Genomic DNA, 12,387 nt, shown 5'->3' with positions numbered 1-12,387 from the left:
AAATGAGTCAGAATACTTTCAAAAAGAAAATCAAGGAAAGTGCTTCTCCGGGAGGTAAAAAGAAAACGCTTTTTACTTTAATAGAAGAAAAGCTCAACGTGACTGGATTTTTGGGAGAGGGTATTCCTGTGAAGTTTGGCCCTCCATTTTTCTTTGCCGCATTTTTGGCTATGATCTATATCTGGAGTAATCACCGCGCAGACAATATGATCCGAAAGATCGAAAGGATGCAGCAGGAAGTAGAAGATCTTCGTGCTGATGTAACAACACTGGAAGCTGAATATATGCTAAGCAGCAAACAGTCCGAAGTTGCAAAAAAAATACAGCCATTGGGCATATATGAAATTGACGAACCTCCTATTAAGATAAAATATAAAAAGTGAATATAAAACGTTCCATAGTACTGAGAGTAAGAATAGCCTTCATTTTGGTGTTCTTATTTGCTGGGCTGATCTTTTACAGGATCGCCCATTTGCAGTTTGTGGAGGGTGAGAAATGGCAGGCAAAATCCGAGAGTCTTAACTTTCAATTTAGGCAAGTAAGTGCCACTCGAGGAAATATCTATGCCGCAGATGGAAGCTTGCTGTCCACTAGCTTGCCATTTTACAGGGTAGTAATGGATCCTGCTGTAGCCAAAGAGGATGTGTTTTCTCAAGGGATAGACTCGTTGTCATATTTGCTTTCATCATATTACAAAGACAGATCTTCTGATTCTTACAAAAGAGCCATCAAGGATGCTAGGGCCAATGGGAAAAGATATTTGATTCTCAATAGAAAGCAGATTGGCTATCAAGATATGCAGGCCATGAGCAAATGGCCGATTTTCAGAAATGGAAGGAACAGAGGTGGGGTTATTTTCGAAAAAGTAGAGAAAAGGTACCGACCTTTCAATGATTTGGCAAATAGGACTGTAGGATATATCAATGAAGATAAGTACGGTGCTGGGATAGAATATAGCTTCAATGAGTTTTTGGAAGGGAAAAATGGAAAAGCCTTATTTCAAAGAATAGCTGGAGGAAGTTGGAAGCCAGTATTTGATGCCGAAGATATCAAACCAGATGATGGTTTTGATATTTGGACCACTTTGGACGTGAACATTCAAGATGTCGCAGAATCTGCTTTGCTGAGACAATTGATCAGTAAGGACGCTCAGTTTGGTTCGGTGATAGTGATGGAAGTTGCCACAGGTAAAATCAAAGCAATTTCAAATCTTCAGAAAAACAGTAGTGGAAGAGGGTATGGAGAGAATTACAATTTTGCTATTGGAGATCAAGGTTTGACAGAGCCTGGATCTACTTTCAAGCTTTTGTCCATGTTGGCACTTTTGGAAGAGGGGAAGATAAATCTTGATGAAGCGATAGATACAGGAAATGGTACTTTCAGATTCTATGACCGAATCATGCGCGATGCCAAGAATGGTGGCTATGGTGTCATTTCAATAAGAGAAGCTTTTGAAAAGTCTTCCAATGTGGCTATTTCAAAGTTGGTAGAACAGAATTTTGGACATCAACCAAAGAAATTTGTCAGCTATATAGAAAAAGCAGGTTTGGATAAGCCAATTGGTTTCCAACTCAAAGGTGAAGGCGCTCCTTATTTCAAAACTCCGGGAGATAAATATTGGTACGGAACTACCCTTCCTTGGATGTCCATTGGGTATGAATCCAAGCTTACTCCTATGCATACACTGATGCTTTACAATGCGATAGCGAATGATGGGAAAATGGTGAAACCAATGATTGTTCAGGCAATTGCAAGGGGAAATCAAATTGAGAAGAACTTCGAGACTGAGGTGGTGAGAAAAAGTATCGCTTCGGAAAAAACCATCAAACAGCTTCAGGGCTTGCTTCAGGGAGTGGTGGATAATGGTACAGCGAAGAACATTCACAACAATGACTATAAAATTGCAGGAAAAACAGGGACCGCTCAAAAATTAATTGATGGAAGATATACCCAACGGTATTACACATCATTTGCGGGATATTTTCCGGCAGACAATCCCAAGTATTCTGCAATAGTAATTATTGACAGTCCAAAAGGCTTCAATGCTTATGGTGGGGATGTATCTGCACCTGTATTTAAAGAAATAGCAGATAAGATCTATGCCCAAGACTTGCAGATCAATGTGAAAAATCAACCGAAATTCCAATTTGCTGATTTTAAAAACGATGAGTTTCCATTTATACAAGCTGGAAAATTCGAAGAGCTACAGATGCTTTGCAACAAGTTTGGTATCTCCAATCACTATAACAATGAAGGTGGTGAGAATTGGGTGAAGTCCACAGTCAGCAACAAGTCTATTCAGTGGAAATCGAATAAAGTAGAAGCTCCAACCGTACCTGATGTAAGTGGATTGTCTTTAAGAGATGCATTGTATGTTTTGGAAAACAAAGGACTTAGAGTGGTGTACGAAGGGAAAGGAAGAGTAAAAAATCAATCTGTCACTCCGGGCAGCTCACTTCAGCAAAATGCTGTGATAAAATTAGTATTAGGTTAAATGAGGATTTTAAAAGACATACTGTACAAAGTTTCACTGAACTCCACCATTGGGAATATGGATAGGGAGATCAGTGAGATTGTGTTTGATAGTCGGAAAGTAGTCAAGGACAGTGTCTTTGTTGCCATATCGGGTACAATCGTCGATGGACATGATTTCATTGAGACCGCTTTGGAAAAAGGTGCAAGTGTCATCGTCTGTGAAGTGTTGCCTGAAAAAGTCGATGCTAACATTACTTATGTTCAAGTGATTAGTTCTGCAAGTGCCTTGGGAATCATGGCAGCTAATTACTATGAAAATCCTTCTAGCAAATTGAAGATTGTGGCAGTTACTGGAACCAATGGTAAAACTACCACTGCTACATTGCTTTATCAGCTTTTTGTAGAAATGGGCTATGTAGTCGGGCTTTTGTCAACAGTAGAGAATAAGATCAACGATGAAATTATTCCTGCTACGCATACTACGCCGGACGCATTAAGTATCCAAGCTTTGCTAAGAAAAATGGTGGATGCAGGATGTACCCACTGTTTTATGGAGGCAAGTTCTCATGCAATAGTCCAAGAAAGAACTTCAGGAGTAAGGTTGACAGGTGCAATTTTCACCAATATTTCTCATGATCACTTAGATTATCATGGGACATTTGATGAGTATATCAAAGCCAAGAAAAAGCTTTTTGATGAATTGCCAAAAGATTCATTTGCATTGATAAATGCAGATGACAAAAGGGGGATGGTGATGCTTCAGAATACCAAAGCTACCCGTCAATCTTTTGGATTGAAATATCCAGCTGATTTTAAAGCAAAAATCCTTACTAATGCTTTGGAAGGATTGGAGCTTGATATCAACGGGAAGCAAGTATGGTTCAGGATGATCGGTGAATTCAATGCTTATAATATACTTGGTGTGATGGCTACAGCGGTGCTTTTGGGAGAAGATGAGGATGAAGTATTGATGCAGTTATCCAAAGTTCAGGGGGCACAAGGGAGGTTTGATAAAATTTCAATCGCAGGAATTACAGCTATAGTGGATTATGCTCATACACCTGATGCATTAGAAAATGTGCTGAAGACGATTCAAGGTGTGAGATCTGGAGGAGAGCAAGTCATTACAGTTGTGGGTTGTGGAGGTAATAGGGATAAAACCAAACGCCCTATCATGGCAAAGATCGCGACACAACTGAGTGACAAGGTCATTTTGACTTCTGACAATCCGAGAAATGAAGAACCGATGGCAATCTTAAGAGAAATGGAAGCAGGAGTAAATCCTGTTGATTTCAAAAAGACCATGATCATCGAAGATAGAAGAGAGGCAATCAAAACTGCCGGTATCATGGCCAATAAAGGTGATATTATTTTGATAGCAGGCAAAGGACACGAAACTTACCAAGAAATCAAAGGAGTAAAATATCCCTTTGATGATCGTGAAATAGTAAAGGAATTGATAACCCTATTGAATAAGTAAAAGATGTTATACCCCATTTTTGAATATTTCGACCAAGTATTGGATATCCCAGGGACGGGAGTGTTCCGCTATATCTCTTTCAGAGCAGGTATGGCAGCGCTTGTTTCCTTGATTATCACGATCACTTTTGGTCAGAATATCATCAGTTGGATCAGAAATAAGCAGATTGGTGAGGCTGTAAGGGATTTGGGGCTCGAAGGTCAGGCTGAGAAAAAAGGCACACCAACTATGGGGGGCTTGATGATCATGGCTGGAATAATTATTCCTACCCTTCTTTTTGCGAATATCAACAACATCTACATTATCCTGCTATTGGCAACTACTGTATGGTTAGGTGGAATTGGCTTTTTGGATGATTACATCAAAGTTTTTAGAAAAAATAAGGATGGTCTTAAAGGGAGATTTAAAATTATTGGTCAGGTAGGGATCGGAATTGTGGTTGGAGCTACACTCTACTTTCATGAAGGCGTAGTTGTACGTGAATTTACCAACCCTGTTTCGATAGAGGAAGGGGTAGTTGAAACACCTGCATTTAGAGATGTGAAGACCATGAAGACAACCATTCCTTTTATGAAGGACAACGAATTGAATTATGAAAGGATATTTGGGTTTCTTGGAGAAGCGGCTACACCGATTTTCTATATTCTTATCGTGATCTTCATCGTGACAGCAGTGTCAAATGGAGCAAATATCACAGATGGGATTGATGGATTGGCAGCGGGAACCTCGGCTATTATCGGCTTGACGATAGCGATTTTCGCCTACATTTCCGGCAACGCCATATTTTCCCAATACCTGAATGTATTCTTTATTCCAAATTCAGGTGAGCTTGTGATTTTCTGCGCAGCTTTTGTTGGTGCATGTGTTGGGTTCTTATGGTACAATGCCTATCCGGCACAAGTATTTATGGGAGATACAGGCAGCTTAATGCTAGGTGGTGTGATTGCAGTTTTGTCTTTGACTTTGAGAAAAGAACTATTGATACCTATTCTTTGCGGGATTTTCGTGATCGAAAATGCTTCTGTGATTATTCAGGTATCATACTTTAAATACACGAAAAAAAAATATGGTGAAGGAAGGAGAGTCTTTTTGATGTCTCCATTGCATCATCATTATCAAAAGAAAAATATTCATGAGGCGAAGATTGTAACAAGGTTTTGGATTCTTGGAATCCTCCTTGCCATCATCACTTTAGCAACATTGAAATTGAGATAAAATGAAGAAGATAGTCATACTTGGAGCCGGAGAAAGTGGTTTGGGAGCAGCATTGCTCGCAAAGCAAAAGGGCTATGCCGTATGGGTATCTGATATGGCGGCAATAAGTGCAGCCAGAAAAACGGCTTTGACTGATGCAGGAATTCCTTTTGAGGAGGGGAAGCATACAGAATCAGAAATTCTGAGTGCAGATGAGATTATCAAAAGCCCAGGTATTCCACCAAAAGCTCCGATCATGAAGTTGGTGGCTGAAAAGGGAATCCCGGTAATCGATGAATTGGAGTTTGCTTTTAGATTTTCTGAAGGGAAAGTGATAGCAATCACAGGAACGAATGGAAAAACAACGACTACACTTTTGACTTACCATTTGCTGAAAAGTGCAGGAATCAATGTAGGGCTTGCAGGTAATGTGGGCCAGAGTTGGGCAGGGCAATTGGTGAATGGAGATAAAGATTGGTGGGTAATTGAAGTGAGCAGCTTTCAGATTGATGGCTTTGCGGATTTCAAGCCAGCTGTTGCAGTATTGACAAATATCACACCTGACCATTTGGACAGGTATGATTATAAGTTGGAAAATTATATAGCTTCGAAAATTTCTTTGTTCAAGAATATGAAGGGAAATGACCTTGCTATTTATTATGCCGATGACCTGAATATCCACAATGGCTTTGTTGTGTCGCCAATTGCTGCTGATAAGGTTACAATCTCTACTTCCAAGCTTCCAAAAGAAGGTGGTCATTTCAATGGGAAAGAAATTGCAATTAACTACAAGCAAAGCAACTTCAAAATTGATACAACTGAGATTTCCCTCCGAGGAGTTCACAACATGCAAAATGTGATGTTTGCAACACTTGCCGCTGTGGCAGTTGGGATAAAAGAGGAGAAGATAAAATCTGCTTTGAAGGACTTTCAAAACGCACCACATAGAATGGAGTTGGTGGAAGTGATCAAAGGGGTGACTTTTATCAATGACAGCAAAGGCACCAATGTGGATGCTACAGCTTTCGCTTTGGAGAGTTTTGAAGAACCTTTGGTTTGGATAGCAGGGGGAGTTGATAAGGGAAATGATTATTCGGTATTGTTTCCTGTTGTAGAAGATCAGGTTAAAGTGCTGATTTGCCTTGGTGTGGACAATGAAAAATTGAAGTCGGCTTTTGCTGGCAAAGTCCAAAGGATTAAAGAAACAGAAGATATCGCTCAAGCTGTGGCTTGGGGATTGGAATATGGTGAAAGGGGAGATGTGGTATTGCTGTCGCCAGCATGCGCAAGTTTTGACCTTTTCAAAAATTATGAGGACAGAGGAGATCAATTCAAATCTGCGGTAAAGGCATTGAAAAAATAAGGGTGTTATGATGAACGCAGCGAAAAAGTTTGTAGATGATAATTTGAAGGGCGACCCAATCATTTGGGGGATCGTGATCATTTTGTCCATCATCAGTATGCTGGTAGTATATTCAGCTACAGGTTCGCTTGCATACAAATATAGAGGAGGAGATACTGAAAGCTACATCATCAAGCATGGCTTTTTGGTTGTAGTCAGCTTTGCAGTGATGTGGGCAGTCCACAAAATTCCTTATAAGACATTTGGGTTGATAGGTCGATTGTTATTGGTTGCTTCTATTCCCTTGTTGATATTCACTTATTTCTTTGGATCCAATATCAACGAAGCAAATAGATGGTTGACAATACCTTTGATCGATCAGGCATTTCAGCCTTCAGATGTTGCGAAACTTGCTTTGATAGCTACCCTTGCGAGTCTTTTGGCTAGAAAACAACAGAATATAAGGGATTTTCAAAATACATTTTTGCCAATCATGATTGCCATAGCCATTGTATGTGGTTTGATTGGAATGGCGAATATGTCCACCGCAGTCTTGCTATTGATGACATGTCTTTTGCTCATGTTTATCGGAAGGGTTCCGATGAGATTTATAGTCATGGTGGTTTTGATAGGAGGCTTGGCATTGACTACATCCCTTTTATTGGGACAGAGAGGTGGTACTTTCTTTTCTAGAATAGAAAATTTCGTTTCTGGAGAAGAGATTCCTTATCAGGCAGAGCAATCATATATAGCAATTTCCACAGGTGGAATTACGGGAAAAGGACCAGGGAATTCAGAACAAAGAAATTCACTTCCACATCCTTATTCGGATTTCATCTTTGCGATAATCATCGAAGAGTATGGACTTGTAGGAGGAGCGACAGTTTTGTTTCTCTATTTGGCTTTACTCTACCGAGGCATGCGAATAGTAGCATCCTCGACCAAACCTTTTGGAGGATTGCTTTCTGCAGGTTTGAGTTTTGCCCTAGTCCTTCAAGCGATGGTCAATATGGCTGTAGCCGTTGGGCTTGGACCAATTACAGGTTTGCCACTTCCTCTTTTGAGTATGGGTGGTACTTCATTGATTTTCACAGGATTTTCTTTGGGGATTATCCTCAGCGTTAGCCGCGGAGATCATGAAGATTCTGTAGAACCAATTTCGGAAGGGAAAAATATACCTAGAAAATCATTACAGGCAGCATAAAAAAAACAGTATATCAAAAAGTCAAATACATATAGAATCATGATCAGCGGTGGTGGTACCGGAGGGCATATTTACCCTGCGATAGCGATTGCCAATGCTTGGAAGGAAAAACATCCTTACACAGAATTTCTATTTGTTGGAGCTGAAGGTAAGATGGAAATGCAAAAAGTCCCTGAAGCAGGTTACAAAATCGAAGGCTTGAAAGTAGCCGGCTTGCAAAGGAGTTTGACACTTTCAAATTTGAGCTTTCCATTCAAACTGTTGGCAAGTTTAAAAAAAGCTAAAAGTCTAATCAGAGATTTCAAACCAAACGCAGTAGTGGGAGTGGGTGGATATGCAAGTGGGCCATTGCTTTATGCTGCGCAAAATAAAGGAATTCCAACATTGATTCAAGAGCAAAACTCTTATGCAGGTTTGACAAACAAACTGCTTTCAAAGAGGGCTCAAAAAATATGTGTTGCATACCCAAATATGGGTGCTTTTTTTCCAGAAGATAGATTGACTTACACGGGGAATCCTGTGAGAAAAGACATCATGGAGTTGAATGGAAAAAGAAAAGCAGCTGAAGCACGGTTTGGGTTAAAAGCGGACAAAAAAACGCTTTTGGTTTTAGGTGGCAGCTTGGGGGCAAGGACTATCAATCTTGCAGTCTTGCAGGATATGAAAGTTTTAGAAGAGTCCGGTTATCAGGTTTTGTGGCAATGTGGGCGCTTTTATTTTGAAGAAATGAATGCAAAAGTTAAAGAATCTGGACTCAATGAAATTCATGTGAATGAATTTATCAGAGAGATGGATTTAGCTTATGCTGCTGCAGATGTGGTGGTTTCGAGAGCTGGTGCATTGTCGGTTTCAGAATTGAGCTTGGTAGGAAAACCGGTGATATTTATCCCATCACCAAATGTGGCAGAAGACCATCAGACCAAAAATGCAATGGCCTATGTCAGCCAAGAAGCTGCGATACTTTTGAAAGACTCAGAGGCTATAGGCAAGTTAAAATCCACTGTAGATTCAGTGATGAATGATGAAAATAGAGCTGAGAAATTGGCTTCAAACATAATAAAATTGGCAAAGCCAAATGCAGCAATTGAAATCATTGAAGCTTTGGAAGGAATAATAAAATGAATGTAAGAAATCTACATAGCGTCCATTTTCTAGGTATCGGTGGTATCGGCATGAGTGCTTTGGCTCGATGGTTCAACCATCTTGGGATCAAAGTGTCAGGCTATGACAAGACACCTTCTCCTTTGACCGAAAAGTTGGAAGAGGAAGGCATGGAGATTTCTTTTGAAGATGCTATTGAAAACATCCCTTCACAAGTGAAGGACTTCAAAGAAAAGACATTGATCGTATGGACTCCGGCTATGCCAAAAGATTCTGAGCAATTGAATTTCTTCATCAATGAAGGGTTTGAATTGAGAAAAAGAGCGGCAGTGTTAGGTATGATCACGGCAGATCTTCCGACGGTGGCAGTGGCGGGTACACATGGCAAAACTACCACATCTTCCATGGTTGCGCATTTGCTGAAGCATGGTGGAAAAAATATTGCAGCGTTTTTGGGTGGGATTACACAAAACTATCAAAGTAATCTAATTCTCCATGACGAGTCGGGGCAGGACGTAACTGTCGTGGTCGAAGCAGATGAGTTTGACCGTTCGTTTCTCCATTTGCATCCAAATGTAGCTATTTTGACAAGCGTTGACCCGGATCATTTAGATATCTATGGTGACGATCAGGTAATGAAAGCAGGTTTTAGTGATTTCATTGATCTCATAGCTCCAAATGGAAAGCTTTATATCCAATCTAAGGCTTTTGAAAACTTAGCCAAAGGAGATTACAAAGCGCTATCTGTGACAAAATATGGAATCGACAAAGGAGCAATTCATGCCTCAAATGTAAAAGCTTTGCCAGGTTACTTCAGCTTTGATTTTGTGAATGAAGCAGAGGAAATAAGAAACTTGGAATTGAGAATGCCTGGATATCACAATGTCGAAAATGTGCTACCGGCAATAGCCATCGCACTTGATCTTGGAATAGATAAAGAGGCTATTAGAGAAGGATTGAAGACATTCAGAGGAGTCAAAAGGAGATTTGAAACCCACGTTCAAAAGGAAGATAGGGTTTATATAGATGATTATGCGCACCATCCTGAGGAGATCAGGGCTTTTTTGAATTCAGTAAAAGCCATGTATCCTACAAAAAGATTGACAGCTGTATTTCAGCCACATCTTTTTACAAGGACTAGGGATTTTGCGGAAGGTTTTTCCGATAGTTTGTCGCTTGCCGATGAAGTTGTTTTGTTGGATATCTATCCTGCAAGAGAGCAGCCGATAGAAGGGGTGACTGCGGGAATGCTCTTGGCAAATATCAGGTCTGGAATGAAATCCTTGCAGACAAAAGAAAGCTTATTGACTTATCTCAATGTAAGCAAGCCTGAGGTACTTGTGACGATTGGCGCAGGTGATATTGATAGGTTAGTTGGACCAATAGCTAAATGGATGCAAGATGAAGTCTAACATGAAAAAATCTATCAGCTTTACCATCATTCTAATAGTATTGGTGGTATTTATCGGGTTCGTTGAGAAGAAGAATTCTGAGAAGACAATGACAAATATTCAGGTGAAAGTAAATGCTATTGCTGATGTTTATTTTGTCGATGAAAAGGAAATATTGGAAAAGTTAAAGACGGAGTTTCCGATTCTGAATGCTGGGATTTTGATGAATGAACTGAATTTCAGCAGAATTGAAAATAAAGTTGAAGACCATCCATTTGTCAAGAATGCGGAGGTTTTTGGAGATCTGAAAGGAAATGTTTGGATAGAAATCGATCAATATAAACCAATGGCAAGAATCGTTAGGCCGATGGCAGCAGATGGATATATTTCTACTGAAGGAATTATACTACCGACCTCTCCGAATTACACGACGCGGGTTTTGACTTTGGAGGGTGCCTATGCGGAGCGATTGCTGGAATTGGAAGATTTGAGCAAGGAGCATTCAGATTTGTTGAATCTGATTAAGTACATAGAAAAAGATGATTTCTGGAAAGCCCAAATTACGGGATTGGAAATAAATAGAAAAGGTAATATCAAGCTCAACCAACAAGTTGGAAAACAAGTGATCGAGTTTGGAGACGCTAAGGATATTGAAGAAAAGTTTAAAAAAATCTCACTTTTCTATGATGAAATCCTTCCGGCAAAAGGATGGAATACATACAGTAGAGTGAATGTAAAATATAAGGATCAAATTATTTGTGAATAATTGAATGGCTATGGAAAATGACAACTTAATCGTAGGACTGGATATCGGAACCACCAAAATCTGCGCAATCATTGGGCGTAAGAATGAATTTGGGAAACTGGAAGTGCTTGGCATGGGCAAAGCTGTCTCTGATGGAGTCATCAGAGGGATCGTGACCAATATCGACAAAACCGTAAATGCAATACAGAAAGCTGTCCAAGACGCTGCTGATATGGCTGATGTGAATATTGGGGAGGTGATCGTGGGGATCGCAGGTCAGCATATTAAAAGTACCGTTCACCATGGAGTGACAATAAGACGTCAAAATCAGGATGAAATTACGATTGAAGATGTTCGTGGACTTTCCAATGATATGGAAAACATCGTTGTGCCTCCAGGCAATTCGATCATCCATGTCATGCCACAAGATTATACTGTCGATTATGAAGATGGCATCAAAGATCCTGTTGGGATGTCAGGTTCTAGATTGGAAGCCGATTTCCATATCATCACTGCACAGACCACAGCTATCAACAACATCAATAGATGTGTCAAAAGAGCCAATCTGATCTCGCAAGATTTGATATTGGAGCCATTGGCAAGTTCACTTTCTGTATTGGGGGATATTGACAAAGAAGCAGGTGTTTGTTTGGTAGATATTGGAGGAGGAACTACAGATATTGCCATTTTCTACGATAACATTATCCGTCATACAGCAGTCATTCCTTTGGGAGGAAATATCATCACGACTGATATTAAAGAAGGTTGTATGGTATTGCACCATCAAGCAGAATTATTGAAGACAAAATTTGGGAAAGCCATAGCCGAAGAAGCCAATCCAAATGAAATAGTGTCAATTCCAGGTCTAAGAAACAGACCTCCGAAAGAGATTTCTATCAGAAACCTAGCCGCGATCATTCAGGCAAGAATGGAAGAGATTATTGAATATGTCCAAAATGAATTAGTTGCAAGTGGGCATTATAAAAAATTGGCTGCTGGTATTGTATTGACAGGTGGTGGTGCACAGCTGCAAGGCGTAGCGCAACTCTTTGAATATATGACTGGATTGGATACTAGAATTGGTTATCCAAATGAACATTTGGGTAAATGTAAAATCGAAGAGGTAAAAAGTCCTATGTATGCGACCACAGTTGGTCTGGTGCTTGCAGGATTCAAATCACTAGATGATAGAGAGACTTCATACAACGAAAGAAATCTAGAATCAGGAGGAGAAATTAAGCAAGGTCTAAAAGTGAAGCCTCAAGAAAGACTACCACTTAACGCTGATAAATTGTTTACCAGAATCGGAAGCCGAATTAAAGATATTATTGGTGGAGATGTGGGAGACGAAGGAGGAAATTACTAGGGCTTATCGAATTGAGGGGATTTGAGAGATCTTGTTTTTCATTTCCCCCTTCTTTAAGTTCTTTAAAAATAATTAATAGGATTATCCGA

10 protein-coding genes are annotated in these 12,387 nt (G+C 40.0%); all 10 read left to right on the top strand.

The window, feature by feature from the left end; genetic code table 11:
• The first annotated feature begins 2 nt into the window (after positions 1 to 2).
• From MM213_RS07855 to ftsA, 10 genes are read left to right on the top strand one after another with little or no spacing between them, the layout of a single operon-like run.
• Positions 3 to 383 (top strand): FtsL-like putative cell division protein, encoded by a 381-nt coding sequence (locus MM213_RS07855; RefSeq protein WP_241411122.1) that lies wholly within the window; start codon positions 3 to 5, stop codon positions 381 to 383.
• Complete coding sequence (locus MM213_RS07850; RefSeq protein ID WP_241411120.1) at positions 380 to 2,494, top strand: PASTA domain-containing penicillin-binding protein; 2,115 nt, start codon at positions 380 to 382, stop codon at positions 2,492 to 2,494. The genes MM213_RS07855 and MM213_RS07850 overlap by 4 nt, the downstream gene beginning before the upstream one ends.
• Positions 2,495 to 3,955, top strand: a complete 1,461-nt coding sequence (locus MM213_RS07845; RefSeq protein ID WP_241411118.1) for a UDP-N-acetylmuramoyl-L-alanyl-D-glutamate--2,6-diaminopimelate ligase — start codon at positions 2,495 to 2,497, stop codon at positions 3,953 to 3,955.
• A gap of 3 nt (positions 3,956 to 3,958) precedes the next feature.
• Entirely contained in the window at positions 3,959 to 5,170 is a 1,212-nt protein-coding gene (mraY, locus tag MM213_RS07840; protein ID WP_241411117.1) for a phospho-N-acetylmuramoyl-pentapeptide-transferase, read from the top strand.
• Position 5,171: 1 nt separating this feature from the next.
• Entirely contained in the window at positions 5,172 to 6,512 is a 1,341-nt protein-coding gene (gene murD / locus MM213_RS07835; protein ID WP_241411116.1) for a UDP-N-acetylmuramoyl-L-alanine--D-glutamate ligase, read from the top strand.
• A 10-nt stretch (positions 6,513 to 6,522) separates the two neighbouring features.
• Positions 6,523 to 7,695 carry an FtsW/RodA/SpoVE family cell cycle protein gene (locus MM213_RS07830; protein WP_241276395.1) on the top strand — a complete coding sequence of 391 codons (1,173 nt, stop codon included), beginning with the start codon at positions 6,523 to 6,525 and terminating at the stop codon, positions 7,693 to 7,695.
• Between the two features lie 12 nt (positions 7,696 to 7,707).
• Entirely contained in the window at positions 7,708 to 8,817 is a 1,110-nt protein-coding gene (gene murG, locus MM213_RS07825) for an undecaprenyldiphospho-muramoylpentapeptide beta-N-acetylglucosaminyltransferase (protein ID WP_369413891.1), read from the top strand.
• Positions 8,814 to 10,208: a UDP-N-acetylmuramate--L-alanine ligase gene (gene murC / locus MM213_RS07820; protein ID WP_241411112.1), complete on the top strand. Its 1,395-nt coding sequence runs from the start codon at positions 8,814 to 8,816 to the stop codon at positions 10,206 to 10,208. Before murG ends, murC begins: the two co-directional genes overlap by 4 nt.
• A complete protein-coding gene (locus tag MM213_RS07815; protein WP_241411110.1) occupies positions 10,198 to 10,953 on the top strand; it encodes a cell division protein FtsQ/DivIB in 756 nt (251 codons plus the stop codon). Before murC ends, MM213_RS07815 begins: the two co-directional genes overlap by 11 nt.
• 10 nt (positions 10,954 to 10,963) lie before the next feature.
• Positions 10,964 to 12,298 carry a cell division protein FtsA gene (ftsA, locus tag MM213_RS07810; RefSeq protein ID WP_241411108.1) on the top strand — a complete coding sequence of 445 codons (1,335 nt, stop codon included), beginning with the start codon at positions 10,964 to 10,966 and terminating at the stop codon, positions 12,296 to 12,298.
• The last annotated feature ends 89 nt before the right edge of the window (positions 12,299 to 12,387 follow it).

The sequence above is a fragment of the Belliella alkalica genome (assembly GCF_022549785.1).
Lineage (GTDB): Bacteria > Bacteroidota > Bacteroidia > Cytophagales > Cyclobacteriaceae > Belliella > Belliella alkalica.
This window is presented reverse-complemented; position numbering and strand designations above follow the sequence as displayed.

Coding starts and splice junctions, on each gene's coding strand:
- MM213_RS07855 (WP_241411122.1), top strand. CDS start 3: ATGAGTCAGAATACTTTCAAAAAGAAAATCAAGGAAAGTGCTTCTCCG.
- mraY (WP_241411117.1), top strand. CDS start 3,959: ATGTTATACCCCATTTTTGAATATTTCGACCAAGTATTGGATATCCCA.
- ftsA (WP_241411108.1), top strand. CDS start 10,964: ATGGAAAATGACAACTTAATCGTAGGACTGGATATCGGAACCACCAAA.
- MM213_RS07815 (WP_241411110.1), top strand. CDS start 10,198: ATGAAGTCTAACATGAAAAAATCTATCAGCTTTACCATCATTCTAATA.
- MM213_RS07845 (WP_241411118.1), top strand. CDS start 2,495: ATGAGGATTTTAAAAGACATACTGTACAAAGTTTCACTGAACTCCACC.
- murC (WP_241411112.1), top strand. CDS start 8,814: ATGAATGTAAGAAATCTACATAGCGTCCATTTTCTAGGTATCGGTGGT.
- MM213_RS07830 (WP_241276395.1), top strand. CDS start 6,523: ATGAACGCAGCGAAAAAGTTTGTAGATGATAATTTGAAGGGCGACCCA.
- murD (WP_241411116.1), top strand. CDS start 5,172: ATGAAGAAGATAGTCATACTTGGAGCCGGAGAAAGTGGTTTGGGAGCA.